At 60.6% G+C, this 26,328-nt stretch carries 27 protein-coding genes; 13 read left to right on the top strand and 14 right to left on the bottom strand.

Annotated features, from left to right (window positions below):
* Positions 1-21: 21 nt before the first annotated feature.
* A complete protein-coding gene (locus FHT73_RS27565; protein ID WP_183716182.1) occupies positions 22-204 on the bottom strand; it encodes a hypothetical protein in 183 nt (60 codons plus the stop codon).
* On the opposite strand from FHT73_RS27565, the gene FHT73_RS27560 reads away from it, so the two are divergent.
* Entirely contained in the window at positions 203-1,186 is a 984-nt protein-coding gene (locus FHT73_RS27560) for a substrate-binding domain-containing protein (RefSeq protein ID WP_183716180.1), read from the top strand. The two genes, FHT73_RS27565 and FHT73_RS27560, sit on opposite strands and share 2 nt — an antisense overlap.
* 70 nt (positions 1,187-1,256) lie before the next feature.
* Here the strand turns inward: FHT73_RS27560 and FHT73_RS27555 are convergent, their stop codons facing one another.
* From FHT73_RS27555 to FHT73_RS27535, 5 genes are read right to left on the bottom strand one after another with little or no spacing between them, the layout of a single operon-like run.
* Positions 1,257-2,522 (bottom strand): ABC transporter substrate-binding protein, encoded by a 1,266-nt coding sequence (locus tag FHT73_RS27555; RefSeq protein ID WP_112410098.1) that lies wholly within the window; start codon positions 2,520-2,522, stop codon positions 1,257-1,259.
* Between the two features lie 32 nt (positions 2,523-2,554).
* Complete coding sequence (locus tag FHT73_RS27550) at positions 2,555-3,391, bottom strand: carbohydrate ABC transporter permease (RefSeq protein ID WP_183716178.1); 837 nt, start codon at positions 3,389-3,391, stop codon at positions 2,555-2,557.
* Entirely contained in the window at positions 3,388-4,311 is a 924-nt protein-coding gene (locus FHT73_RS27545) for a sugar ABC transporter permease (RefSeq protein WP_183716176.1), read from the bottom strand. The genes FHT73_RS27550 and FHT73_RS27545 overlap by 4 nt, the downstream gene beginning before the upstream one ends.
* Positions 4,304-5,467, bottom strand: coding sequence for an ABC transporter ATP-binding protein (locus FHT73_RS27540; protein ID WP_183716174.1), 1,164 nt, complete (start codon positions 5,465-5,467; stop codon positions 4,304-4,306). Before FHT73_RS27540 ends, FHT73_RS27545 begins: the two co-directional genes overlap by 8 nt.
* Positions 5,464-6,297 carry a metallophosphoesterase gene (locus FHT73_RS27535; protein WP_183716172.1) on the bottom strand — a complete coding sequence of 278 codons (834 nt, stop codon included), beginning with the start codon at positions 6,295-6,297 and terminating at the stop codon, positions 5,464-5,466. The genes FHT73_RS27540 and FHT73_RS27535 overlap by 4 nt, the downstream gene beginning before the upstream one ends.
* A gap of 236 nt (positions 6,298-6,533) precedes the next feature.
* On the opposite strand from FHT73_RS27535, the gene FHT73_RS27530 reads away from it, so the two are divergent.
* The 6 genes from FHT73_RS27530 to FHT73_RS27505 all read left to right on the top strand — a co-directional run bounded on the left by FHT73_RS27530 (position 6,534) and on the right by FHT73_RS27505 (position 10,762).
* Entirely contained in the window at positions 6,534-6,743 is a 210-nt protein-coding gene (locus FHT73_RS27530) for a SlyX family protein (protein WP_112335260.1), read from the top strand.
* Between the two features lie 117 nt (positions 6,744-6,860).
* The gene (msrA, locus tag FHT73_RS27525; protein WP_183716170.1) at positions 6,861-7,613 is read left to right on the top strand and encodes a peptide-methionine (S)-S-oxide reductase MsrA; all 753 of its coding nucleotides are present in this window, start codon (positions 6,861-6,863) and stop codon (positions 7,611-7,613) included.
* A 124-nt stretch (positions 7,614-7,737) separates the two neighbouring features.
* Positions 7,738-8,661: a bestrophin family protein gene (locus FHT73_RS27520; RefSeq protein WP_183716168.1), complete on the top strand. Its 924-nt coding sequence runs from the start codon at positions 7,738-7,740 to the stop codon at positions 8,659-8,661.
* A 65-nt stretch (positions 8,662-8,726) separates the two neighbouring features.
* Positions 8,727-9,266, top strand: a complete 540-nt coding sequence (locus FHT73_RS27515) for a sigma-70 family RNA polymerase sigma factor (RefSeq protein WP_183716166.1) — start codon at positions 8,727-8,729, stop codon at positions 9,264-9,266.
* Positions 9,253-10,023: an anti-sigma factor gene (locus FHT73_RS27510; RefSeq protein ID WP_183716164.1), complete on the top strand. Its 771-nt coding sequence runs from the start codon at positions 9,253-9,255 to the stop codon at positions 10,021-10,023. Before FHT73_RS27515 ends, FHT73_RS27510 begins: the two co-directional genes overlap by 14 nt.
* A 22-nt stretch (positions 10,024-10,045) precedes the next feature.
* Positions 10,046-10,762: a Bax inhibitor-1/YccA family protein gene (locus FHT73_RS27505; protein ID WP_183716162.1), complete on the top strand. Its 717-nt coding sequence runs from the start codon at positions 10,046-10,048 to the stop codon at positions 10,760-10,762.
* A gap of 333 nt (positions 10,763-11,095) precedes the next feature.
* Here the strand turns inward: FHT73_RS27505 and dgoD are convergent, their stop codons facing one another.
* Both dgoD and FHT73_RS27495 read right to left on the bottom strand, forming a co-directional pair.
* Positions 11,096-12,244 carry a galactonate dehydratase gene (gene dgoD / locus FHT73_RS27500; protein ID WP_092712672.1) on the bottom strand — a complete coding sequence of 383 codons (1,149 nt, stop codon included), beginning with the start codon at positions 12,242-12,244 and terminating at the stop codon, positions 11,096-11,098.
* 30 nt (positions 12,245-12,274) lie between these two features.
* A complete protein-coding gene (locus FHT73_RS27495; protein WP_183716160.1) occupies positions 12,275-13,069 on the bottom strand; it encodes a FadR/GntR family transcriptional regulator in 795 nt (264 codons plus the stop codon).
* Between the two features lie 343 nt (positions 13,070-13,412).
* On the opposite strand from FHT73_RS27495, the gene FHT73_RS27490 reads away from it, so the two are divergent.
* From FHT73_RS27490 to FHT73_RS27470, 5 genes are all read left to right on the top strand, one after another.
* Positions 13,413-13,844, top strand: coding sequence for an OsmC family protein (locus FHT73_RS27490; RefSeq protein ID WP_004117925.1), 432 nt, complete (start codon positions 13,413-13,415; stop codon positions 13,842-13,844).
* Positions 13,845-13,961: 117 nt separating this feature from the next.
* Positions 13,962-14,441, top strand: coding sequence for a hypothetical protein (locus tag FHT73_RS27485; protein ID WP_112413455.1), 480 nt, complete (start codon positions 13,962-13,964; stop codon positions 14,439-14,441).
* 228 nt (positions 14,442-14,669) lie between these two features.
* Complete coding sequence (locus FHT73_RS27480; protein WP_112410090.1) at positions 14,670-15,278, top strand: TetR family transcriptional regulator; 609 nt, start codon at positions 14,670-14,672, stop codon at positions 15,276-15,278.
* A 58-nt stretch (positions 15,279-15,336) separates the two neighbouring features.
* Positions 15,337-16,485, top strand: coding sequence for an efflux RND transporter periplasmic adaptor subunit (locus tag FHT73_RS27475; RefSeq protein WP_183716158.1), 1,149 nt, complete (start codon positions 15,337-15,339; stop codon positions 16,483-16,485).
* A 23-nt stretch (positions 16,486-16,508) separates the two neighbouring features.
* Positions 16,509-19,667: an efflux RND transporter permease subunit gene (locus FHT73_RS27470; RefSeq protein ID WP_183716156.1), complete on the top strand. Its 3,159-nt coding sequence runs from the start codon at positions 16,509-16,511 to the stop codon at positions 19,665-19,667.
* 56 nt (positions 19,668-19,723) lie between these two features.
* On the opposite strand, the gene FHT73_RS27465 is transcribed toward FHT73_RS27470, so the two are convergent.
* The 4 genes from FHT73_RS27465 to FHT73_RS27450 all read right to left on the bottom strand — a co-directional run bounded on the left by FHT73_RS27465 (position 19,724) and on the right by FHT73_RS27450 (position 23,474).
* Complete coding sequence (locus FHT73_RS27465; RefSeq protein ID WP_183716154.1) at positions 19,724-20,467, bottom strand: metallophosphoesterase; 744 nt, start codon at positions 20,465-20,467, stop codon at positions 19,724-19,726.
* 229 nt (positions 20,468-20,696) lie between these two features.
* Positions 20,697-21,170: a VOC family protein gene (locus tag FHT73_RS27460; protein WP_112602983.1), complete on the bottom strand. Its 474-nt coding sequence runs from the start codon at positions 21,168-21,170 to the stop codon at positions 20,697-20,699.
* Positions 21,171-21,279: 109 nt separating this feature from the next.
* On the bottom strand, positions 21,280-22,293 hold the full coding sequence (pdxA, locus tag FHT73_RS27455) for a 4-hydroxythreonine-4-phosphate dehydrogenase PdxA (RefSeq protein WP_112602981.1): 1,014 nt from the start codon (positions 22,291-22,293) through the stop codon (positions 21,280-21,282).
* Positions 22,290-23,474 (bottom strand): four-carbon acid sugar kinase family protein, encoded by a 1,185-nt coding sequence (locus tag FHT73_RS27450; RefSeq protein WP_112602979.1) that lies wholly within the window; start codon positions 23,472-23,474, stop codon positions 22,290-22,292. The genes pdxA and FHT73_RS27450 overlap by 4 nt, the downstream gene beginning before the upstream one ends.
* A 442-nt stretch (positions 23,475-23,916) precedes the next feature.
* On the opposite strand from FHT73_RS27450, the gene FHT73_RS27445 reads away from it, so the two are divergent.
* Positions 23,917-24,264 carry a CAP-Gly domain protein gene (locus FHT73_RS27445; protein WP_112410135.1) on the top strand — a complete coding sequence of 116 codons (348 nt, stop codon included), beginning with the start codon at positions 23,917-23,919 and terminating at the stop codon, positions 24,262-24,264.
* Positions 24,265-24,300: 36 nt separating this feature from the next.
* On the opposite strand, the gene FHT73_RS27440 is transcribed toward FHT73_RS27445, so the two are convergent.
* Together FHT73_RS27440 and FHT73_RS27435 are read right to left on the bottom strand one after the other, a co-directional pair.
* On the bottom strand, positions 24,301-25,365 hold the full coding sequence (locus FHT73_RS27440; protein ID WP_183716152.1) for a D-alanine--D-alanine ligase family protein: 1,065 nt from the start codon (positions 25,363-25,365) through the stop codon (positions 24,301-24,303).
* A gap of 136 nt (positions 25,366-25,501) precedes the next feature.
* Entirely contained in the window at positions 25,502-26,224 is a 723-nt protein-coding gene (locus tag FHT73_RS27435) for a hypothetical protein (protein WP_183716150.1), read from the bottom strand.
* Between the last annotated feature and the right edge of the window lie 104 nt (positions 26,225-26,328).

The following is a 26,328-nucleotide window of genomic DNA, read 5'->3' as shown; positions in this document are numbered from 1 at the left end:
TGGCATCGATTGATGACAGCATCATTCGCCGCTGCGATCGGAACGAGCATCTGCTGCGCTGCAGCAAAGATCAAGGGCCGGAATGTCGCGGTGTGCGGGGAGGGCTGTCAAATAAGTGTCATCGGCCTGATATAAATCCCCCACATTCCCATAAGACTGCGCCAGTCCAGGGCTGAAACCGAAGCCGGAGGTGATTGATATCATGTCGACGCTCCAGCAGATCGCCTTCCGCGCCGGCTGTTCCGTCGCGACCGCCAGCCGCGTGATGAATCGCAGCGGTCCGGTCAGCGACGAGATGGTGCGGCGCGTGCGCCGGGCGGCGGCGGAGCTTGGCTATCGGACAGGTGGGCGTACCGGCACCGGCCGACCGGCGATCGGCGTGCTCATTCCGAGCATCACCAATCCGGTTTTCGCGGCTTCGCTTTCCAGCATCCAGAACCGAGCTCTTCACGCGGGGCATAGCGTGCTGATCGCGCAATCGAACTACGATCCGGCGCAGGAGGTCGATGCCGTCGCCTCGCTGCTCCAGCAGCAACCGACTGGGTTGATCCTGACGCTCTGCGATCCCGAGCGCAGTCTTGTTCTATCCTCCGCCCTGCCGCCGACCGTATTGCTCGGTAACCTGCCGACCGCCCGCTTTACCGCCGCGGTCGCGACCGATAATTTCGGCGCGGGCCGGGATCTGACCGATCACCTCCTAGGCAAGGGTCATCGCCGCATCCTGTTCATATCAGGCCACTTCTCCGCGTCGGATCGGGCGAAGCTGCGCTATCTCGGCTATATCAGGGCCATGGAAGCGGCGGGGCAACAGCCCCTCGACGCGCTCGAAATTTCCTTCGTAAACAGCCTGGAACAGCTCGATCTTTCCGATGCGATTTCGCGGTTCGACCCGACGGCGATCATTGCTTCCAACGATCTTCTGGCGCTCGGCGTCATGGGCGCGCTTCGGCGTCAGGGTCTTTCGATTCCGCGCGATATTTCGGTCGCCGGCTTCGACGGGATTTCCCTCGGTTTTCTGGGCGAAGTGTCTCTGACGACGGTGGAAATTCCGGATGGAACCATGGGGGCCGCTGCCGCCTCGCTGCTGCTGGATATGGCGGAAAATGCCGCGCCCCCGCGTCATCTGACTGTGCCCTATCGAATGCGTGCGGGTGGCACAGTGCGCGATCTCACCATACAATCCTGACCCTTGCCCGGGAATGGAAACGCCGCCTCTTGTTGGGAGGCGGCGCAGGTTGCTCAGCCGGTTCGAATGATCAGCTGCGCGGCAGCAGGCCTTCGACGTCAGAAGCGGCGTCCTCGAGCGCTTCCTTCGGAGCGGCTGAGCCATCGACGATGCGCGAGAGGTTGTCGACGATGGTCTGAGTGACCTTGACGCCGTTGGCGCCCGGGAAGGCATACCAGGGAACCATGATCGACATCTGGCTGAGGCCAGCCTGGAACAGCGGGTTCTTCTTGTAGAAGTCGCCGAGATATTCGGCTGACTTGGCGGCAAGTTCGTTGTTCGGAACATAGCCGGTGCCGGGAACGACGACCGAGGCGCCGTAAGGGCCGGCGGCGAACTTGGCGAACTTCCAGGCTGCTTCTTCCTTGACCGGATCATGGGTCAGGATGACGACGGCATTACCGCCCGTCGGCAGACGGCCATTGACCGGGTCGATCAGCGGCAGCTTGGCGGTGCGCAGGTCGAACTTGGTACCGACATTCTTGATGGTGTTGACGAGAGCACCCGTGGTCTGGAATTCGAAGCCGACCTTGCCGGCAGCGAAGGCCTGTTCGCCGGCAGCCTTGGTGAAGACCGGCATGCCGCCTTCCTTGACGAAGCGCTGGATCAGTTCGACGGCCTTCTGGCCCTCGGGACCGTTGAAGGCAACCTTGCTTTCGTCGTCGTTCAGCATCTTGCCGCCGGCGCCGAAGAGGAGGGCGGAGAACATCCAGTCGTCGCCCTGCCAGCGGAAGTCCATGCCATCGACGCCGTTGCCGAGCGCCTTGATCTTGCCGGCAAGCGTAATGACCTCGTCCCAGGTCTTCGGCGGGTTGTCCGGGTTGCCGCCGGCAGCCTTCACTAGGTCGGCATTGTAGTACATGATCGGGTTGGACGTCGCGAAGGCGAGGCCGACCTGCTTGCCCTTGACCTGGGCGAGCTTCAGGATCGTGTCCGAGAAGCCTTTCTCGGCCATATTGCCCTCCTTCTTGACGAGGGGGCCGAGGTCGACGGCGACGTTGCGCTCGTCGATCATGCGCAGGCGGTTGAGGCCGATGAAGGTGACATCCGGCATTTCGCTGGTGCCGGCCTGACGCAGGATGGTCTGGATGCCTTCCTCATAGGTGGCCGAGGGAGCGGCGAACTGAATCTTGATGTCGGGATTTTCTTCCATGAACTTCTTCGAGATCGTGTCCATCACGTTCTTGAAGAAACCCGGCATGGGATAATGAACCGTCAGGGTGGTTTCGGCATAGGCCGGGACCGTCACGACCATAGAAATGGCCGCAGCGGCGAGAATCTGGGTGATATGCTTCATCGCTCGTTCTCCGTTGTCGAATTTCGAACCGGTCAGTCTTTGAGACCGGTCATGGTGATGCCCTCGACGAAGCGCTTCTGTGCCAGAAGGAACGCCGCGACGAGGGGAAGGGTGATGATCAGGGTTGCCGCCATGAGTGCGCCGTAGTCGTCCCCCGCTTCGGCGGCGCGGAAATACATGAGACCCAGCGGCGGCGTGAAATATTCCTGCTTGGTGATGACGATCAGCGGCCAGTAGAGGTCGTTCCAGTGCGCGACGACCGAGAAGATCGCAAAGGCGGTGACTGCCGGCCAGGCATTCGGCACGATGACACGGGCGACGATGCCGATTTCCGACATGCCGTCGAGGCGGGCGGCATGGATCAGATCGTCGGGCATCGAACGGAAGAACTGCAGGAACATGAAGATCGCAAAGACCGAGATCGAGAAGGGTGCGACGAGAGCCGCATAGCTGTTCAGGAGCGACAGGCTGTTGAAGCCGACATAGAGCGGCAGCGCCGTCGCATGGATCGGGACCAGCAGGCCGAGCATGACCAGCACCATCATCATGCGTGCCGCCGGGAATTTCAGCTTGGCCATGGCATAGGCGCAGGGGATGGCGATCAGCACCTGGAAGAAGAAGATCAGGCCGCAGACGAGGACGCCATTGAAGAGCAGCGTGCCCATGGAAACCTTGCTCAGCGCTTTGGCGATGTTCTCGACGTAATAGAAATGCGTCGGGATCAGCTTCAGCGCCGAGGTAAAGATATCGTCCTGCGCCTTGCCGGCGGTCGAGATCATGAAGATGTAGGGCGCGAGGAAGATGAGCGAGCCCAGGATCAGCAGGGAGAGGCGCAGGATGCGGCCGGGAGTGAAGCCTGTCGAGGTCATGTGTAATGCACCTGCCGGTCTTGGACGCGATATTGCAGGAAGGTCAGCACCACGAGGATGGCGAGGAACACCGTCGTCATCGCCGAGGCATAGCCGACCCGGAGATAGACGAAGCCTTCCTGGTAGATGGTGAAAAGCAGCACCTCGGACGCATGGTTCGGGCCGCCGTCGGTCAAAGCCTTCACCGTGTCGAAGACCTTCACCGCGTTGATGATGCTGATTGTGGTGACAAACAGCGTCGTCGGTCCGAGCATTGGCCAGGTGACGAGCCAGAAGCGATCGGACGCCGATTTCGCGCCGTCGACTTCGGCAGCCGCGTAGAGTTCTCGCGGAATGGCGGTAAGGCCGGCGAGAAACAGCACCATGTTGAAGCCGACGGATTGCCAGACGCCGATGATAGACAGGCTATAGAGCGCTGTTGCCGACGAGCCGAGCCAGTTCGGACCATGCACGCCGATCTCGCCAAGTAGGGCGTTGATCGGGCCGATCGTCGGATGGAAGAGATACTGCCAGACGGTCGCCATCGCGACGATCAGCGAAGCGACGGGCAGGAAGTAAGCGGTGCGGAAGAAGCTGCGGCCGATGCCTTCGCTTTCGATCAGCAGCGCGACGCCGAGGCCGAGCGCGATCGAGACGGGCGCGACGATTGCAGTATAGGTCGCAGTGTTCCAGAGCGACTTTACGAAGGCGCGGTCACGCAGCAGATGCGCATAGTTCTCGAAGGCGACGAAGCGCAGGCTCTTGTCGCCGAGCTGGAAATCCGTGAAGCCGAGCACAACGACGGCGACGATCGGCACGATGATGAAGAGCACGATCAGGACGATGGCGGGCAGGGCGAAGAGCAGGGCCGTGCGGGCTTCGCTTCGCTCGCGGGCCGCAGCCATCCGCACGGGCAGGGATGTGGCGGCAATACTAGCCATGCGCCCTCTCCCGCGTGGCGTCGACGCTCGTCGGGCTCGCGCGCAGGCGGCGGCCGTCTTCGGCGAAGACCATCGCCTGTTCGGCCGCCAGTGTCAGCGCAACGGGCATGTCGGCGGAAAGGCCGGCAGCTTCGGCCGGCGAGAGCTTGACGACCATAGTTTCGCCGATGGCGTCGAGCTTGGCATAGAGGATGACTTCGGAGCCGAGGAACTCCATTCGCTCGATATGGGCGGCGAGCGCATCCTGGCGGTTTTGCGTGAGGCTCACAAATTCCGGACGGATGCCGAGGGTCACGTTCTTGCCGGTAACACTGCCGTCTTCCAGCGCAAGCCGGATGCCACCGAAGGCAACGATGCCGTTTTCGGCGAGCGCCGGCAAAAGGTTGATGCGCGGCTGACCGACGAAGCGAGCCACTTCAACATGGGCCGGGTCGTCATAGATCGTCTGGGGAGAGGCAAGCTGCAGCAGCTGACCGCCGATCATGACGGCGACGCGGTCGGCCATCGACAGCGCCTCGGCCTGATCATGCGTCACGTAGACAGTCGGCACGCCGGCTCGGCGATGCAGATCGACGATTTCGCCGCGGGCGTGGACGCGCAGATTGGCATCGAGATTGGAAAGCGGCTCGTCCATGAGGAAGACGGCGGGGCGGCGCACCATGGCACGGGCAAGCGCCACGCGCTGACGCTGGCCGCCGGACATCTGCCCGGGCTTGCGGTCGAGCAGGTGATCGATCTTCAGCGAAACAGCCATTTCGCGGACGTCGCGGATGATGCCGGAGCGGGCAGCGCGCTGACCGGGGATCAGCGAGCCGATGAAGGGCAGACGCTGGACGCGCGACAGGCGGCGCATGGCGAGCGGCACGGCAATGTTTTCGGAGGCCGTCAGGTGCGGATAGAGCGCGTAGGACTGAAAGACCATGGCGATGTTGCGGTCCGCCGCCGCGACGCCTGATACGTCGCTGCCGCCGAGGATGATTTCGCCGCTGTCGGCATGGTCGAGGCCGGCGAGGATGCGCAGCAGCGTGCTCTTGCCGCAACCGGACGGGCCGACGAGCGCAATGAACTCACCGGGCTGGACATCGAGATCGACGCCCTTGAGAATGGCGTTGCCGCCGAAGGATTTGGCGATGCCGCGAAGCGAAAGCGCACTCATTCGGTCGGCTCCTTTGCCTTGGGGGCGGCCTGCGGATAGACTTCCATGACGACGTCATCGAGGAAGTAGGCGCTCATGCCGGGTACCGCGACGAGCTCGGTCGAGACCATCTCGCCAAGTTCGTGAATTGCTGCGCCGATCAGGCGTTCGCCCGGCATTTCGCGCTCCATCTCGCCAAGGATAAAGGCTGCGGGCGGTGCCCAGACCAGGTTGGTATCGTTGAAGCGGCCTTCCCAGGTCCAGTGCAGGTGGCCGCTGCCGAAGAGAGCCACGTCATGGGCTGCGATCAGATCATAGAGCCTGCGGCGCTGTACCGGACGAACGCTCCAGTAGCCGGTATCGCCCTCATCCGGCGCATCGACGAAGAGCGGCTTATGGGCAAAGAGGGCAATGCGGCGCTCGCCACGGTTTTCGAGCTTCTCCTGCAGCCAGTCGAACTGCTTCTGCTCCTCGGCGTCCTCGAAGCCCATCAGTAGGCTGTTGAGGCCGATCAGGCGCCAGTTGCCGACGTCCTTCGCCCAGTAGTCCGGGCCAACGAGGCGGCGCCAGCGGTCCAACCGTTCGGGATTGACGGGCTGATAGGAGCCGGGCAGGTGGCCGACATCGTGGTTGCCGGGCACGATCAGCATCGGCACCGACACCTGTCGCATCAGATCCATGGAAAAGAGGAGATCTTCGTCCTTGTCGGCGCCATCGACACTCAGATCGCCAGTGTGAACGACGAGATCGGCGCCGCTTGCCTCGATCCATTTCGCCAGCGGCTCCCAATTGCCGTTGAAATGCGGCTTGTTGGGGCTCAAATGCGTGTCGGTGATCTGGATGATCTTCAAGGCGCTTCTCCGCAGTCTTCAGAAAGGGTGCGCCCGCGGAAGGAATGGCCTTCAAAACCGGCGCGTCTCTGCGCTCTCTTTAGAAGGCCGCCATGTCATTTAGGTAACGGGTCTTTTCAGCTGTTTTTCAGTTTTGTCACATTACCGTCAAACGACGCTGCAGCTCGCCTCATGCGGAATGGAAGGGCTGTACGCGACGGTACCGGTGCTATAGATCGTTGCGAAAGGGATCAGACATGTCAGACGAACAGAGCCGCATCACCAAACTTGAGGAAACGGTCGCCTACCAGGCCAAGACGATCGAGGAGCTTTCCGATCAGCTCGCCGAGCAATGGAAGGTAGTCGAGCAGACCAGGCAGAAGCTCGACCGCCTGACCGAGCGGTTTCTGACGCTGGAGGAGCAGTCGCTCGACGCACCGGCCGTTACCAAGCCGCCGCACTACTGAGCTGCGTTCGGCGTTCACGTTTCGGTGTTGCACGCGGGCGTGTGTAACAAAAATGCCCGTCTTCCCGTATTTCCTTGTGACTGTCGCATTTACAATCGCGGTCGAGAGGAAATCACCATGAAGATTTTATCGAAGGACACGACCCGCATTTATTCATCGCGCGTCACCCGCTTGGCCGGCTTTACGGCGCTCGCGGTATTACTCGGCGGCGTCGCGCTGCAATTCGTCGGCCGCGCCTCGGCAGAGGATGCACGCGTCATTCCCGCGCCGAGTATGGATGAAAAGGCGATTACCACCAGCACGGAAACAGCGGTGCTTGCCGGCGGCTGCTTCTGGGGCGTCCAGGGCGTCTTCCAGCACGTCAATGGCGTGATCAGCGCGACTTCGGGCTATACGGGCGGCAGCAAGGATGCGGCTCATTATGAAACGGTAAGCGCAGGTGATACCGGCCATGCCGAATCCGTGCGTATCGTTTTCGATCCGCACAAGATCAGCTACGGCCATCTGCTGCAGATCTATTTCTCGGTGGCGCATGATCCGACGGAGCTGAACTATCAGGGGCCGGATACCGGGACGCAGTACCGTTCGGCGATCTTCCCGACCAGTCAGTCGCAGGCTGATATCGCCAAGGCCTATATCGAGCAGCTCAACCACGCCAAGGTCTTCGATGCGGCTGTTGTCACCAAGATCGAGCCTGCGCGGCAATTCTATGCGGCCGAGGCCTATCATCAGGATTTCCTGACGACGCATCCGACCTATCCCTATATCGTCATCAACGACCTGCCCAAGATCAAGAACCTGCAGCATCTCTTTCCCGGCGATTATCGCGCCGACCCGGTTCTGGTAACGGCAAGCGCCAGTGTGAAATGATGGCCTGCCCTGACCGGCGAGCGATATCGGCCGGTCGGGGCCGCCTTGCAAGAAGTACTCGTTACTTCCGGCTCGTCTGGTGTATTGCTGCGCCGTCAGACATTCATCGAGAGTGCGTTTCGTCATGATCGTCCGCGACCGGCCGAATCTCTTCCAACTTTTCTTCATCGTCCACGGGTCGATTATCCGCCGCATCCTGCCGCAGATCATCGCCATCTTTTTGCTATCGGCGCTGATCGTCTGGGGTCATGAGGCTCGGCCGAACCTCATCGTTTCCTTCAACGGCTCGGCACTATCGCTGCTCGGTATCGCGCTTTCGATCTTCCTCGGCTTCCGCAACAATGCCTGCTACGACCGTTGGTGGGAGGGCCGCAAGGATTGGGGGCAGCTCGTCCATCTCGCGCGCGGCTTCGCCCGGCAGACGCTGGTGCTGGAGAGTGCAGGGGAGGCCGGTATCGAGACGCGCAATAACCTGCTGCGCCTGACCATCGCCTTCACACAGGCGCTCGTCTGTCTCCTGCGACCCGGCAGCGACGAGGGCAAGGTGTTTTGCCTGCTGACCGCAAGCGAGGCGGAATTCTATCACGCGGCCCGCAACAAGCCTGATCTCATTCTGCGCCTGATGTCCGCCGATCTCGCACGGCTGAAAGCATCGGGTGTGATTTCGGATATCCAATATCAGATGCTGGATATCACGATCGGTCAGATGGGCGTGGCCCAGGCGGCCTGCGAGCGGCTGCGCAACACGCCGCTGCCCTTCGGCTACACGCTGCTTCTGCATCGCACTGCCTATCTCTTCTGTTTCCTGCTGCCTTTCGGTTATGTCGATACGCTCGGCTGGGGCTCGCCCTTTGTTACGGCACTCATCGCCTACACCTTCTTCGGTCTGGATGCGCTGGGCGACGAATTGGAAGACCCTTTCGGCAAGCGCCCCAATGCGCTCGCCATCGGCGCGCTTGCCGATACGATCGAGATCAATCTGCGCGAAGCGCTTGGGGAAACCGACCTGCCGCCGTTGCCGCAGCCCAAGGATTTCCTGCTGATGTAAAAAATCAGCAAAAAATATTCGCCGGGCGATGGAATAGAATCCGGAGTGCTTCCGTATATAGGTGTATGGAACGCAAAGGACGCACATTCGATGTTTTGGGGCAGCTCGGTTCGCTGAGACGTTACGCCCGCTCGCTTGTGCGCAATGCGGACGAGGCCGAGGATCTGGTGCATGACGCGCTGGTCAAGGCTTATGAGCGCAAGGCATCGTTCAGGCGCGACGGCAATCTGCGCACCTGGCTGCTGTCGATCCTGCACAATGTGCATATTGACCGCCTGCGCCAGAAAAAGTCGCTGAGCCGTCGTCACGAGGAGGCTGCGGCCGACCTCGAAACTGCATTGCCGGCATCGCAGGACCATACGGTGCGTTTGAACCAAGTTCGCGAAGCCTTCTTCAGTCTGCCCGAGGAGCAGCGCGAGGCGCTGCATCTCGTGGCGATCGAGGACCTCTCTTATCAGGAGGCGGCATCAGCGCTTGGCATTCCTGTCGGCACGCTGATGTCCCGCATTGCACGGGCTCGCGCGACGCTGCGTAGTTTCGAGGAGGCAGCCTCCAAGGTTTCGCATCTCAGGCTTATCGAGGGAGGCGGCAATGAAAATCGTTGATCCGATCATCGATACCGATCTCGACGCCTATGTCGACGGCGAGCTGACGCTTGCGCGCCGTATCGAGGTGGAATCCTATCTCTCGGAGCATCCCGAAATCGCAGCCAAAGTGATGGCCGACATGAGCATCCGTGGCGAGCTGCGCATGGCTCTGGCCGGCGAAGGCCATGTGGTCCGGGCGGAAACGCGGGAGGCCGCACGGCGGCTGGAGCGCGGGCTGGCCTATGGCCGCGTGCTGGGCTCGTTTCAGCGTGTCGCCGCCATCGCCGTGCTGGTGACCACCGGCTGGGTTGCGCATACGTCCTTCGGCGCCTTCACGGCGAGCGAGGTTAGTGCGTCGACACGTCCACCGGCCTTCGTCGATGACGCGGTACGCGCCTACAAGACGACGGCCGTGCGCGAAGAGATCAAGCCGCAGTCGGCGTCTGCGAATTACAATCCGGATGAAATCCGCGCATCGACGGCAATCATATTGCCGGAGCTGCCGGGTGGCTGGCGTGTCACCGATGCGCAAATCTATCCATCCGAATTCGGGCCGAGCGTCGAAATGATGGTCGATGCCGGCGAAGACGGACATTTGTCACTGTTTGCCGTCCGTCCGGGCAATTTCGCCGTCCAAGATGTCAGTCACATCAAGCGTGACGATGTCCAGGCTGCCTACTGGCAGATTGGCGAAGTCGCCTATGCGCTGATCGGCAACGGCAAGGCGGGTCAGCTTGACGGCGATGCCGAAAAGCTTGCCCGCAGCCTCTACTAGTTTGGATTAAAGGAGAACGACCATGAACCCGACCAATCCGCGATACGGCTACGGAGCCGCCGCCGGCTCTCAGGCGCTCTTCGACGAGGGGCTGCGCCGGCACATGCTGCGCGTCTACAACTACATGGGTATCGGCCTTGTCGTGACGGGAATCGTCGCGCTGATCGTCGGCACGACGCCGGCGCTCTATGTGCCGATCTTCCAGAGCCCGCTGAAGTGGGTCGTCATGCTGGCGCCGCTTGCCTTCGTGTTCTTCTTCTCGTTCCGCATCCAGTCGATGTCGGCGGGAATGGCGCAGATGATGTTCTGGGCCTTCTGCGCTGTCATGGGTCTGTCGCTGGCCTCCGTCTTCCTGGTCTTCACCGGTACGAGCATCGCGCGCACCTTCTTCATTGCCGCGACCATGTTCGGCGCGACCAGCCTCTACGGCTATACGACCAAGCGTGACCTTTCCAACATCGGCTCGTTCCTGATGATGGGTCTGTTCGGTGTGATCATCGCCAGCATCGTCAATATCTTCCTGGGTTCGAGCGCGCTGCAGTTCGCCATCTCGGTCATCGGTATCGTGGTCTTCGTCGGCCTGACCGCCTGGGATACGCAGAACATCAAGGAACAGTATGCCGAAAACTACGATCAGGAATCGCAGCAGAAGCTTGCCGTCTTCGGTGCTCTGTCGCTCTACCTGAACTTCGTCAATATCTTCCAGCTGCTGCTGAACTTCACCGGCGAGCGGGAGTAGTTTGAAATTGCCTGCTTGAGCATGGTCCAAGCTAAAGGGCACTCCACGCCTTTGGTGATCATGCTCCGGTAATGCGTCTCCCTGGGGGCTTGTTGAGACGCATGACGCGCCTGCAGTATCTGCGCCGATACTGCAGGCGCAACTTTTTTGAGGGCGAGCCAACTTGGCTAAACCGCTCGAAAATCACCTTCGCCGCCAGGCGGCAAAGGGGGAAGGTGCCGGACCAAGAGAGCACCGTCTAAAGAAAAGGCCCGATAGCGCAGATCTGCTGCCATCGGGCCTTTCATCATTGGAGATATGCGGTGTCTCGTCCGTCAGGTGACGAGCGTGGTCTTACCACTCCGCAACGCTGCCGTCCTCGTGGCGCCAGACCGGGTTGCGCCAGCGATGGCCTTCCTTGGCGCGTTCGATAACATAGGCTTCGTCGACTTCGATGCCGAGGCCGGGACCCTGGGGAATGCTGACGAAGCCGTCGGCATACTGGAACACCTCCTTGTTGGAGATGTAGTCGAGAATGTCGTTGCCCTTGTTGTAGTGGATGCCGAGGCTCTGTTCCTGGATGAAGGCATTGTAGCTGACGGCATCGACCTGCAGGCAGGCGGCAAGCGCGATCGGGCCGAGCGGGCAATGCGGGGCAAGCGCCACGTCATAAGCTTCGGCCATCGCCGCGATCTTGCGGCACTCGGTGATACCGCCGGCGTGCGACAGGTCGGGCTGCAGAATGTCGACATAGCCGTCCGACAGAACCGACTTGAAGTCCCAGCGAGAATACAGGCGCTCGCCGAGCGCAATCGGCGTCGAGCAATGATTAGCGATTTCCTTCAGCGCCTCGCGGTTTTCCGACAGCACCGGCTCTTCGATGAAGAGCAGCTTGTAGGGTTCGAGCTCCTTGGCGAGCACTTTGGCCATCGGCCGATGGACGCGGCCGTGGAAATCGACGCCGATGCCGATATAAGGGCCGATCGCCTCGCGGATGGTGGCGATGGTTTCGACGGCCTTCTCCACCTTGTCATAGGTGTCGACGATCTGCATTTCCTCGCAGCCATTGAGCTTGATCGCCTTGAAGCCGCGGGCGACGACGTCCTTGGCATTGTTGGCAACGTCCGAGGGACGGTCGCCGCCGATCCAGGAATAGACCTTGATCTTGTCGCGCACCTGGCCGCCGAGCAGCGAATGGATCGGCTGTCCCAGCGCCTTGCCCTTGATGTCCCAGAGCGCCTGGTCGATGCCGGCGAGCGCCGACATGTGGACGGCGCCGCCACGATAGAAGCCGGCGCGGTACATGACGTTCCAATGATCTTCGATCAGGAACGGATCCTTGCCGATCAGATAATCTTCCAGCTCGTGGACAGCCGCCTGTACGGTCAGTGCACGGCCTTCGACCACGGGCTCACCCCAGCCGACGATGCCTTCATCGGTCTCGATCTTCAGGAACAGCCAGCGCGGGGGAACGATATAGGTCGTCAGCTTGGTGATTTTCATGGGAATGATTCCGTTTGGCTTTGGGTTGTGTCAGCGGCGCGATGCCGCAGATCTCTGGGTTGCGGGATTTGTTTTCCGGCCTTTGTCCAGCCGTCGTTCGACGGCGAGATCACGGGCGGCAAGATCGAGCATGCGGTGAGCGCAGACGCGCGCCGCATCGCGGTCGCGAAGGCGCAGGGCCTCGACGAGTTCGCCGTGCACGGCGATTGCTTCGTCGCGGCTGTCGGCGGCGACGTTGGAGGCGTGCAGCGCATATTTCAGGCCGGCATGCATGGCGCTGGAAAGACGGCGAAACACCTGGTTGTGACTGGCGTTGAGCAGCAGCTTGTGGAACGTCACGTCGGCTTCGGTAAAGCCTTCCGGATCATCGCCGCTGTCGCGCATCTGCTGCCATGCGCTCTCCAGGTCGGCAATTTCGCGAGCCGTGGCGCGCTCGGCTGCATATTCTGCCGCGGCGGGTTCTATGGTGCGGCGTGCCTCGAGGATGGAGCCGAGAATATCGAAATCGGCGATATAGGGACCCATCCATTCCAGCACGTCCTGGTCGAGAATGTTCCAGTCATCCCTGTCGCAGACAGTGGTGCCGATGCGCGGCTTGCCGCGCACGAGGCCCTTGGATTCCAGCACCTTGAGGGATTCGCGGATAACAGTGCGGCTGACGCCGTACATTTCGCAAAGATCGTTTTCGCGCGGCAGGGTCGAGCCGGATGAATAGCGTTCGGCGCAGATGTCTTCAGCGATTGCCGCCGTCACATTCTTACGCACACGCGGACGACGCTCAGGCTTGGCCAACGCGCCATGCTCCTGCCCTTGCAGCGATTCCACGCTTTTTCCTCCGCACCATTCCGCATTCTCTGCGGAAACCTCTCGCTGCGAGGGAGCTGGGCGTGTTGGCACCTTCCCTTTTCGCATTGAGATCAGGATACGCTAATCATCATACATTGGCAATATTCTTGTATGATGATTTAGCCTGCTGCATTCCAGCCGTTTGGGAACAATCCGCGACCACCAGGCTTTTCAAAGTCGGCGCCCCTGCTGTTACTGCGGCGTCGTCTTCGAGGGATAGAAGGATTAAGGTGACGACGCAGGCGGCCGTTCCGCCTGCCGTCGATCGTTACCGGGAGGCGGGACCGCCTCCCCAAGTTCATTCAACGACAAGGAGAACGACATGCAGATCAATCGTACGGGTTCGGCTCAATGGTCGGGCGGTCTGAAGGACGGCAAGGGTCAGATCTCGACCCAAAGCGGCGCACTCAATCACTATCCTTACGGCTTCGCCAGCCGTTTCGAAGGCGTTGCTGGCACCAATCCGGAAGAGCTGATCGGCGCGGCTCATGCGGGTTGCTTCACCATGGCCTTGTCGCTGATCCTCAACGAGGCCGGTTTCACCGCCGAAAGCATGGAGACGACGGCCAAGGTCACGCTCGAAAGCGTCGAAGGCGGCTTCGCCATCACCGCCATCCACCTGACGTTGACCGGCAAGGTGCCTGGCGCCGATGAAGCGACCTTCACCGAGCTTGCCAACAAGGCGAAAGCCGGTTGCCCGGTTTCCAAGGCGCTTGCCTCCGTTCCGATCTCTCTGGAAGTTCACGCCGCCTAAGCGGCCTTTTCGGACCTTCGCGTCGCGCTGGCTGGCGCGGCGCGTTTCGTATATATTCCGCATTCGGGGCGTTGGGCTGTCATTTCTATCGGAATGCAATGCCCCTTGGAGGGGCGAATGTCTGGAATTCTCTTGATTCACGTCGTCATCAGCTTGGTCGCCATCATCAGCGGCATCGTGGTAGCCTACGGCTTTCTCACCGCCGATCGTCATAACCGCTCGACGCTCGTCTATATGCTGACGACGGCTCTCACCAGCTTGACGGGTTTTCTGTTCCCGTTTCATGGCGTGACGCCGGCGATCATCGTCGGCATCATCTGTCTGCTGATCTTCATTCCGACGGCGCTGGCGCGTTACACATTCCATCTTGCCGGCTTATGGCGTGCCGTCTTCGTGATCGGCGCGCTCGTGCTGCTGTTCTTCAACTGTCTGGTGCTCATCATCCAATCGTTCCAGAAGATTCCGACGCTCAATGCGCTGGCGCCTACCGGTAACGAGCCGCCGATCCTTGCGGCGCAGGTGGCGCTTTTGGTGGTCTGCCTGTTTGTTGGCTATTTCAGCATTCGGCGTTTCCATCCGGCTTTTGTAGGCGCCTGATCACGCGGCGATCAGCCTGCGGCAAAATGCCTGACACTTTTAGCCCGTTCCGCAAGGAACGTTGTTGAACGTTTAACTGTTGTTTCAAGTTCTTCGCCACATCATCGGTTTATTCAGTAGCATCTGAAGCTGCCTACGGTTGTGGGCGGCTTCTTGACATCGGCACTCTGATAGATTACGAGTGACGAAAATTGAAAATCGTCACTCGTAATCTATCAGGCTTCCTTCATGCTCGAGCTTTCCGATGTCAACGCCGATCCTGCCCGTCAGGAAAACATCACGCGCATTCTCGATGCCGCTGAAAGGCTGTTTCGCCACTACGGATACAGCAAGACGAACGTAGCCGATATTGCGCGCGATCTCGGCATGTCGACGGCGAATATCTATCGGTTCTTCGGTTCCAAGACGGAAATCCACCAGGCTATCTGTGGGCGTATGCTCGGCCAGAGCTACCAGATGGCTCTCGCCATCCGCAATCGCCCAATCAGCGCGACCGAGCGGCTGCGAACCTACGCGCTATCCCAGTACAAGATGATATTGGAGACCATGCTCGATGAGCAGAAGGTTCACGAGATGGTCATCGTGGCCATCGAGCGCGACTGGCACGTCATCGAAAAGCATATCGAGCGCACGCAGGCGTTGGTCGCAGAGATCATCGCGGAGGGAATTGCTGCCGGCGAATTCGCCGAACAGGACCCGCATCTTGCCGCCAAATGCTTTGCTGCGACCACCGTCGATCTCTGTCATCCGCAGATGGTGGCGCAATGCCTTGCCAAGCCCTACCAGGCGGATCCCGAGGATATCATCGAATTTGTCATCAGGGCTTTGAAGAAATAACGGTGCGCTCCGGATGTCCGGCGTGCTCTCACTCTTTGTTCGACTTTAGGAGAGCGACATGGTTTCGCTGACGACCAACACTTTACGGACCATTGCCGGTGCGGCTCTCTTTGCCGCTTTCGGGCTTGGGCTTACGGGCTGCAATGAGAAGAAAGAGGAGACGGCGGAGGTGGTCCGGCCGGTCAAGGTCGTTGAAATCGCTCAAGCTGACACGACGCGCAAGCTTGATTATTCCGGCGCCGTTCGAGCGCGCACTGAAATGAATCTCGGGTTTCGCGTCAACGGCAAGATCGTAGAGCGCAAGGTGGATATTGGCCAGAAGGTAAAGCCCGGCGATGTGATCGCCCGCATGGACGCCACCGACTATATTCTCGCGGTGCGCCGCTCGCAGGCCGATCTGGATGCGGCCGAGAAACAGGTGCAGACGACCGAGCTTGCCCGCACGCGTGCGCAGACACTCTTTAACAAGAATGTCACCTCCAAGTCGCAGCTCGAACAGGCGGAACTTTCCTACGAGCAGGCCATCTCGACCCGGGATTCTGCGGTGTCGGCACTGAGCGAAGCCAAGAACCAGGTCGCCTATGCCGACCTGACGTCCGACATGAACGGTATCGTGACTGCAATCAATGCCGATGTCGGCCAAGTGGTCAGTTCCGGTACACCCGTCATCACCGTTGCTGTCGATGGCGAGAAGGAAGTGCAAGTCGCTGTCCCGGAAATGGACATCGCCCAATTCAAGGTCGGCAAGGACGTCAAGGCGCGCTTCTGGTCCGACGCCGCCCTCGTGCTCAATGGAAAGGTGAGGGAAGTGTCCGGCAGTGCCGATCAGTCGCGCACCTTCGCTGTGCGCGTGAGCGTGCCGAACGATCCGCGCGTGCTGCTTGGCATGACCGCGACGATCGAGGCGCTTGCCGACAATACCCAACCCTATGTTTCCATTCCGCTCAGCGCTCTCGCGCAGAAAGACGGAAAGCAGATCGTCTGGCTCGTCGATCGCAGCGCCGGCACAGTTCATTCCCGGGCCATCAAGGTTGCCGATTTCGCCGATGACGGCGTAAGGGTCGCCGATGGCCTGAAAGCCGGCGATGTCGTCGTTGCCGCCGGCACGCAATTCATGACCGAGAACATGAAGGTCAAGCTTGCGGTTGCATCAGCCCAGCAGGCTTCCGCAGAAATCAACGCCGCCTCGGCGGATATCGTACGCTGACCCGGATCGAGGGGGACGAGATTATGTCCATCAATAGCACCTCCGGTGAGAGGAAGCGTTTCAACCTGTCGCGGTGGGCGATCGCCCATCCAAGCATCGCGCGGTTCCTCTTCGGGCTCATCATCGTCGCTGGCGCGCTTGGCCTCACCCATATGGGCCAGAAGGAAGATCCGGATTTCACCTTCCGCGTCATGGTCGTGCAAACCGTCTGGCCCGGTGCCTCGCTGCAGGACATGGAAGACCAGGTGGTCAACAAGATCGAGCGCAAGCTGCAGGAAACGCCGCATCTCGATTGGGTCAAATCCTATACCCGCGCCGGCTTTGCCATCACCACCATCCAGATCAAGGGCGACACCAACACCGCTGAGGTGAAGGACGCCTTCTATCAGATCCGCAAGAAGGTGGGCGATATCAGCAACGAGCTGCCCTCCGGCCTGCTCGGCCCCTATTTCAACGACGAATTTGGCGATACCTTCATCACGCTGCATTCGATCAGCGGCGACGGCTACACCTATCCGGAGCTGAAGAAATTCGCCATCCAGGCGCGCGACATGCTGCTTTCGACACCGGGTGTCGAGAAGGCCACCATCATCGGCGACCAGGCGGAGCAGATCTATATCGATGTCTCCTCCAAGGTTTTGGCCGAACGCGGACTGACGCTCAACGATCTGAAGAACGCCATTATCGGCCAGAACAACGTCGATCCGGCCGGTAATGTCGATACCAGCACCCGCTCCGTGCGCATCTCGGTCGAGGGCGATGTCAACAAGATAGAGGATATCAAGAACCTGCGGCTCAACGCCGGCGGCCAGGTGACCCGTCTCGGCGAGATCGCCACCGTCACCGCGGGGCTGCAAGACCCCTATACGGCCAAGTTCCTCTACAACGGCCATCCAAGCGTGCAGCTCGGGGTCGTCATGGCTCCAGGCTTCAAGGTGACCGATGTCGGTACGTCGGTGGAAGAAACCTACAAGCGCTTCGAAGCCTCGCTGCCAGTCGGCGTTCAGGTCGATCAGATTGCCAACCAGCCTGACGTCGTCACCGATGCCATCAGCGAATTCATGCATGCGCTCGGCGAAGCTCTCGTCATCGTGCTGATCGTCTCGTTCCTGTCGATCGGCTGGCGTTCCGGCCTCGTGATCGCCATTGCCATCCCGCTGGTACTAGCTGCGACCTTTGCCATCATGTACGAGTTGGGCATCGACCTGCAGCGCATTTCGCTCGGCGCGCTCATCATCGCGCTCGGCCTGCTCGTCGACGACGCCATGATCGTGGTCGAGCTCATGGAGCGCAAGCTGGAAGAGGGGCTCGTAAAGCTCGATGCTGCCAGCTTCGCCTATTCCTCCACCGCCTTCCCGATGCTGACGGGTACGCTGATTACCACGGCCGGCTTCATCCCCGTGGGATTTGCGGCATCGACAGCAGGCGAATATGTCCGCTCGCTCTTCTATGTCGTCGGCATCGCACTGGTCGTCTCCTGGTTCGTGGCGGTCTATTTCACGCCATGGCTCGGCTACATGATCCTCAAGCAGCGCCATCATGCCGGCGAGCACCATGACGTGTTCGACACCCGCTTTTATCGGCGCCTGCACTCCTCGGTTGCCTGGGCCGTGCGCCACCGCGTTATTGTTCTGCTTCTGACGCTTGCCGCCTTCGTTGGCAGCCTATGGTCCTTCCAGTTCATTCCGCAGAACTTCTTTCCGCAGTCGTCGCGTCCGGAAATCCTCGTGGACCTGTGGCTACCTGAAGGCACCAGCATCAAGGAAGTCGAGCGCCAGGCCCAGGCACTGGAAGCCCGCATGGCTGACGATCCGGACAAGCGTTTCATCGCCACCTATGTTGGCCAAGGTGCGCCGCGCTTCTTCCTCCCGCTCGACCAGCAGCTGACGAACCCGAATTATGCCCAGATGCTGGTCATGGCGAAGGACGAGCCGGCTCGCGAGCGGCTGATCACCAAGCTACGTGGCATTCTGGCGGCCGATTTCCCATCCGTGCGCGGCAAGGTGGACCGTCTGTTCCTTGGTCCGCCGACAGGCTGGCCCGTGCAGCTGCGCGTCATGGGTCCGGACCGGCAGGAGGTTCGCCATATTGCCGACGAGGTGAAGCAGCGCTTTACCCAAAACCCGCTGCTCGGCGCCATCCATGACGACTGGCTGGAGCCGGTGCCGGCCATGAAGCTGGTGATCGATCAGGACCGCGCCCGCGCGCTCGGCGTCACCTCACAGCGCATCCGCCAGATGCTGCAGGCCTCGATGTCCGGCTTCACCCTCGACAATTATCGCGAGGGTGAGGAAACCGTCGGGATCGTCGCCCGCGAGCCTGATGCGAGCCGCCATCTGCTGACCTCGGTGAACTCGGTCTATATTCCGACCGATAGCGGCGGGTTCGTGCCGCTGTCGCAGGTCGCCAAGATCGTGCCTGTCATGGAGCAGGGCATAGAATGGCGCCGTGACCGCCTGCCGACCATCAGCGTACGGGCAACCCTACCCGACAATGTGCAGTCGAACGATGTGACAGCCACGCTCTACAACGACATGGCCGATCTCAGGAACAGCCTGCCGGCCGGCTACAAGATCGAGATCCAGGGCGGTGCTGAAGACAGCGCTGAAAGCCAGGCTTCGATCGCCGCCAAGGCGCCGATCATGCTCGTCATCATCGTCGTGCTCCTGATGGCGCAGCTGCAGCACTTCGGCAAGGCAATGCTGGTGCTTGCCACCGGCCCGCTCGGCATCATCGGCGCGGCCGGTGCCCTCCTGATCAGCGGTGCGCCCTTCGGTTTCGTCGCGATCCTCGGCGTCATCGCGCTGCTCGGCATCATCATCCGCAACTCGATCATCCTCGTCGACCAGATCGACCAGGATATCGCGGCGGGCATGGACCGGAAGGAAGCGATCATCGGCTCGGCCGTGCGTCGTTTCCGGCCGATCATGCTGACGGCGCTGACGGCTGTGCTGGCGCTGATCCCGATCTCGCGCGGTGTCTTCTGGGGTCCGCTCGCCTACGCCATGATGGGCGGTATCCTGGTTGCGACCGTGCTGACGATCTTCGTGCTGCCTGCCGGCTATGCCCTGTTCTTCGGCCGCGATCCCAAGAGCAAGTCGGCGGAGCCGGTTGCCAGCGAGCAGGCTGACGAGGAAGAGGGCAATACGGTTCAGCTGCCGCCGGCGGTGGCGGCGGAGTAGCACGCCTGAAAGAAACAAATATCCCGGCTTCGAGCCGGGATATTTGTTTGAACCGTTCAGATCGACTGCAGGATTGTCGGTCTGCCATCGGCGATCTTGAGGATCGTCAGGCTTCCGCCCATGGAAACGGCCGTGTCGATGCCGATGCGGCCCAAGCCGAAGGTGGCACGCGAATGCGGTGTGTGGCCGTGGATGACCAGCAGCGGCAATTGCGGTCCTTCCGACAGGAAGGGTTCGCGGATCCACATCAGATCCTCATCTGTCTGATCGCTCAAGGGGATGCCGGGCTTGATGCCAGCATGGACAAAGAGCGTCGAGCCGAAACTGACGGCTATAGCCAGTGAACGCAGCAGATCGACATGCGTCGGCGGCATGGCGTTCAGTATTACGTCGCGCAATTGCCGGACGTCATAGCCAAGGTCGAAGAGAAGATGTCTGGCATCGACGCCATAGGAGGCGAGTGTCGGCAGTGCGCCGAATTCGAGCCAGTGGCTATTGGTTTCGGGATCATCGAGAAAGCGCAGGAATACATCGTCGTGATTGCCGCAAAGCGCATAGCGGTCGAAGCCCTCGGGCGGCGGCGCGCTGAGATGCGCGAGCACATCGCTGGAACGTGGGCCGCGATCGACATAATCGCCGAGAAACATCAGCAGTTTTCGGCCTGGATGATTGCGGGCATCCGCAACGATGCGTCTTTCCGCTTCCACCATTTCGTCATGGCAGCCGTGGATGTCGCTGAGCGCATAGATCGCGGTATAGTCGCGTCCGGTGAGATCGATGCGGTCTCTTTGCTGCTGCATGAAATCAGCCGTTTCCTGCCGGTCGTGTCTAAACGGCGCGGCAGCCAATCCCTTGAGTGGTGTCGAGAAACTCGCCTTTGACGAGCCTATAACGAACGGTATTCCAAGCATCGAGTTGCCGCAAGTCTTACGGGCGCCGGCATTGGTCTGAACCGCTGAAATTGCAGAAAGATTCGGCATCCTCTTCGGGAGGTCGCACCTTGTGTAACTTCCCGAAGGGGTACCCCGCTCAGCCGCGATAGGCGGCTTCGAGGCCGGCAATGTCGAGTTTGACCATCCCCATAAGGGCTCGCATGACGCGGGCCGCCTTGGTCGGATCCGGATCGGCGATATACTTGCTGAGCACCGTCGGAACGACCTGCCAGTAGACACCGTAGCGATCCGTCACCCAACCGCATTCCACCGGCCTGCCGCCATCAACAAGACCGTCCCAAAGGCGGTCGACCTCAGCCTGGTCGGCGCAATCCACCTCCAGCGAGATCGCATGATTGTATTCGATGCGGTCGCCGCCGTTCAGTGCCATGAAGCGCTGGCCGGCAAGCGTGAAGTTGACGACCAGAACCTCGTCGGGTTTGCCGGCGGGCGTGTCGACAATGTTCTTCTGCACATGATCGATCCGGGAATTGGGGAAGAGCGAGACATAGAAGTTCGCTGCTTCCTCCGCTTCTCGCGCAAACCACAGGCATGGGGCAATCTTGGACATTTGGTACTCCTCTCTCCGATTGGATGCCCTTAGGACGAAGGAGAAGCGGCAGGGCCGACAAAGCTTTTGAAAATTTTTCGGCGACCTCGGTCGAGCCGAAACCAAAATGTCAGCCGGCTGCCAACCTTTCAGCGAATTCGATCGCCTCGATCAGGCTTCGCTCGTTGGCGATGCCCTTGCCGGCGATATCGAAGGCGGTGCCGTGATCGACCGAGGTGCGCACGATCGGCAGGCCGAGCGTGATGTTGACGCCGGAAAGATCCATCCATTTACCCGTCGCGGGATCGATCTCGAAACCCAGCAGCTTGACCGGGATATGCCCTTGGTCGTGATACATGGCAATAACGGCGTCATACTGGCCCGCGCGGAGCTTGACGAAGACGGTATCACCGGGAACGGGACCGACGATATCGAGCCCATCGGATACCGCCTTGGCGATGGTCGGCGCGGAGATGTCGATATCCTGCCGGCCGAAGAGGCCGCCTTCGCCGGCATGCGGATTAAGCGCTGCTACCGCAATCTTCGGGGTGGCGATGCCGAGGTTTTTGAGTGCCTTGTGCGTGAGGTCGAGGACGAGCCGCAGCCGTTCGGGCGTCAGGCGTTTCGGCACATCCTCCAGCGCGACATGGGTCGTGACGTGGCTGACGCGCATATTGCCATGGGCGAGCATCATGACAGAACCGCGCGCGCCGGTCAGTTCCGCCAACAGCTCGGTATGGCCGGCATAATGGAAGCCGGCCTTGTTGAGGGCTTCCTTGTTGAGCGGCGCCGTGACGATGCCGCCGACTTTGCCCGATAGCGCCAGCTGGACGCCCTTTTCGATCGCCTTGAACGCCATGCGTCCACCATCGGCGGAAAGCCGGCCCGGCAGGATCGGTTCTCCCTCGGCATCAGCCTGGATGAAGCAGAGGTTCGGCCAGTCGCCCTCCATCTCAGTCTCGGGAATCTCGATATCGAGGCCAAGCTGCTTTTCAGCGAGCCGCAGGGCAGGTCCGCTGCCGATAATTGTAAGTTTCAACTTACCCTGCTCAAGCCGACCCTTCAGCCGCATCGCAGCCTTGACGATGATTTCCGGGCCAATGCCGGCGGGGTCACCCATGGTGATCGCCAGATGCCGCGTCATGGTTCTTCTCCTCCAGCAATCAGCCCGTTTTCATTCAAGAGGTCGCGCCACAGGGTCGGGCCGCCGAAGGCACCAGACTTGGAGATGACCGTGGTGCCTTGCCACGGACCGCCAACGATCGTCGAGCGGGGGAGGCCGGGTGCGGCCTGGCCGGTGATGCTGAGGGCGGTCACGGCAAGCGCCGAGCAGAGATTGCGCAAGGTCTCGCCGCCGGCGACGATCAGCGTGCCCGGGGCCGGCAATGCCCTAACCATGCCGCCGAAAGTCGCCGCGATACGCGTGGCCGCATCGTCGCGTTCAAGCCCCGTCGGCAGGTCGAGACTGACCATGGCGACGCCGCTTTGCCGGATTTGATGATCGATGGCGTCGGCATCCGCGCCTTCCGCAAGCCTCAGCCAGTTAGGACCGCAGGCCTGGAGCTGCGCGAGCGTGATCGGCTGGTCCGAGCCGAAGAGGCCGAGCACCGGCCTTTGCAGCTTGCGCGAGATAGGGACCGATGGCGCGGAGCGTCGTTCACCCGCGCTTTTCTGGGCGCGAGGCAGATGATGCGTTGCCAACTCGATATTGCGTGCCAGCGCTCGGGCCAGCCCGCCGGTGCCGCTCCAGAGGACTGGCCCTTCCAGCTGCGACGACACCCATGCGATGACGGCATCGAGATCGTCATCTGTTTGCGCATCGAAAACATGGATGCCATCCGGAATGGACTGGTTTTCGAGGCTATCGGGCGTCGCGTTGAAGGCCGGCAATCCCTCGGCTCGCAGATGCGCGACGAGATCGCCGCTGATGTCGCGCCAGGCGTCCTTGCCGGCATAAAGCACCTGCCGGCCGCCGCGTGTATGCCGCCCGTGATGCGGAAAGGCCGGCGCGAGGATGCAATGCCGCCAGTGGCCGAGCCGGAAACAGGCGGCCAATTCCGCCGCCCAAGGGCCGCGAAACAGGCTGTCCACCTTCTTGAAGGCGAGATCGGCGCCTTGCAGCAACGGCGCAATGCCGCCGACGATCGCCTCTGCTTCGGCGGCCGTTTTCTCTCGGGTGCCGCTGTCGATCGCCAGGCAATCCGGCAGCTTCGTGGAAAGCGCATCGCTGCGCTCGACCGCGATCGGCCCGTAGACACCGACGAATTCGACGGCGGTATCGAGCGCGCCGGTCAAATCATCGGCAATGAGGCGGAGAGTGGGCATTGGCGGAAAAGCCTTCGGCGGGCCTTGCGGGTATCGGATATGGAAATGGACGTGAGGCCTTGCGGCGGCTCGGATGAAGCGCAATCTTCAGCCTTCCATGAAGGATGTCAACGGATTGCTTTGTCACCGAGTCATGTCGGGCCGCTGGATATGAAATATAAAAATGCCCCTCACCCCAGCCCTCTCCCCGTTTTGACGGGAGAGGGGGCGATCCAGTCAAACCCCTTCGCCCCGCGTGCGGGGAGAAGGTGGACTCGAACAATCGAGCGAAGCGAGACTGTGAGAGGACGGATGAGGGGCTCTTCTGTCCATATGCAATTCCCCCGCCGATACATCGATCGCGACTGCGACGTCTGCCCACGTTTACCCACTGGCGCATATGCGGATATGCTTGTAAGTGAACGGCGCGGCAGATCGCTTCAGTCGCTTCAAGGAGGGCAGGGTGAGTTACGATTTCCATGTGGGCCAGAAGGTCGTCTGCATCGATGACAAGTTCAAGCATGTCAGCATCGATCAGCTGATCCGCAAGGGGACGATCTACACCATCCGCTGGGTCGGCGAGTACACGCATTATGTCGATGGCACCTTCATCGGCGTCAAGCTGGAAGAGATCCATCGCGGCAATGATGATGGCCCGGAAGGCTATGGCGCCGCCGACATGCCCTATCGCGCCAGCCGCTTCCGCCCGCTGGTGGAGGACAAGATCGCTTCGCTGAGAAAGCTGCTCGCGCCGACGCCGGATGCGCCCGCCGAGCCGAAGGTCAAGACCAAGAAGAAGGAAAAGGTCTGACGGGCGGGCGGCATTAAAGCCAGCCGCCCCTTTGCATTACCCCTGCCGCGCTCGCGCCAGCCCGTGCTCGATCAGCCGGCTGATGAGTTCCGGATAGGAAATGCCCGAGGCGTCCATGGCCTTGGGATACATGCTGATATTGGTGAAGCCGGGCATGGTGTTGATCTCGTTGATGACAGCGCTGCCGTCCGGCCGCAAAAAGAAATCGACGCGCGCCAGCCCTTCGCATCCGAGCGCGCGAAAACCGTCCGCCGCCATGCGCTTCATCGCCTCTGCCGTGTCAGCCGGAATATCCGCCGGCACGGTGACGACGGCGCCGTTCTGATCGAGATATTTCGCCTCGTAGGAATAGAAGCCGTGGGTCGCCGCCGTGGCGATTTCGCCCGGTACGGAGACGAAGAGCGTGCCATCCGGCTGCTCCAGCACCGCATATTCGATCTCGCGGGCGCGCACGAATTCTTCCACCAGCACCTTGCGGTCATGTCGGAAAGCCTCGGCCAGTGCTCTCTCGAACGCTGCGGCATCCTGCACCTTGCTGACGCCGACCGAGGAGCCCTGGCGCGTGGGCTTGACGAAGACCGGCGAGCCGAGCCTACTCACGATCTCATCGAAATCAGGCTTGTCGCCGCGCGTCAGCGTTAGGGAGAGTGCCACCGGCAGGCCGGCCTCGCGCAGCAGGCGCTTTGCCATATCCTTGTCGATCGCATTGGCCGAGCCGAGAATGCCGCAGCCGACGAGGGGCAGGCCGACGATCTGGGCAAGGCCCTGAATGGAGCCATCCTCACCGTTCAGCCCATGCAGCACCGGAAACAGCACATCGACCGCAGGCAGCTCGCGCGCGCTCGACCCTTCCAGCGCCATAAGCCGGCCCTTGCCGCCCGGAACCAGGCAGACTTCCGTGCCTTCATAGGCAATCGGCTCCGGCAGCACGCCGCCCTTTTCCTCCACCAGCAGCCAGCGACCAGCGCGATCGATCAGGATCGGCACGATCTCATATCGCCCGCCATTGATCGCCTTGACGACATTGCGGGCCGACATGACGGAAACCTCATGCTCGCTGGACTGACCGCCAAACAGAACAGCGACGCGTAGTTTCGACATGAGGGTGCTCTCCCGGGCCAGGATGGATGTGATGGGAGAAGGGTTTAAATGGGGGATTGTAGCGGAATTGGGGTCGTGACGGCCGCTTTCGCGCATACTCGTCAACCGAAGTTAAGATCCCGATGTCATAGCCGATTTAGTTTTGAGGCGTCTGGCTTAATTGGAGACGGCTTTGGCGAAGAAGTTCTTCATATAGCGATCCACGCCGAGCTTTTTGGGTTGCCGGATTCCATGAATAGAAATTGTCGTTGTGGGGAACTGCGTACAATTCAGGATTTTCAGTAACTGCGACGACAGCATACAACGCACCAAAAACCCGGACACCCACCGTCAAAGATGGGCCTATCCGCATTATAAACACGAGGTGCGAATCTGGCTCGGAGGACCATGCTTTGCCAAATGGTATCTCTTCGCTCCAGCCTATCGTTCCCGCCAGTGAATCTTCGGCACCTTCTAAGATAAAGTGTCGGAGAAGTTGCGCTCTTTTGTCTTCGAGAAAGGTATCTCCCAGCCAAAGATGAGCCGCTTCATAGGCGATTTTCGCAATCCCTCGCCTGTAGTTCTCCAAATCAACTTTTAGCGTGTGGACGACTTCAGGACGCTCGATTTGCTGCCTTTGAATGTCCTTGGTTACTGAAGACATTTGTTCTTCGGTCAAGGGCGGGAGTTTAAGTTCTTTTCTACGGCGATTAACGATTTTAGAAACATCTTCAACGTTTGCGGCATCAACGCGTATGTTGATCAACTCTTCGCCGTTTTCGCCAGCGAGCGGATGTTGGTTCGTTATCAGACGAAGATTGAAACGGCCTGACTCTAGGTGGTTCTCTATTCTAATGCGAGAACCGGAGCCATCCTGCAAGACACCTAATCCTAGGTCCTGTTGACAAAGTCTGTGACTGAGGTGAACTTCTCGCAATGCAGTTTCGCAACATCATTGAGCCTCCCGTTCAGGGGCAAGCATAC

It is taken from the genome of Rhizobium sp. BK098 (genome assembly GCF_014193155.1).
GTDB lineage: Bacteria > Pseudomonadota > Alphaproteobacteria > Rhizobiales > Rhizobiaceae > Rhizobium.
This window is presented reverse-complemented; position numbering and strand designations above follow the sequence as displayed.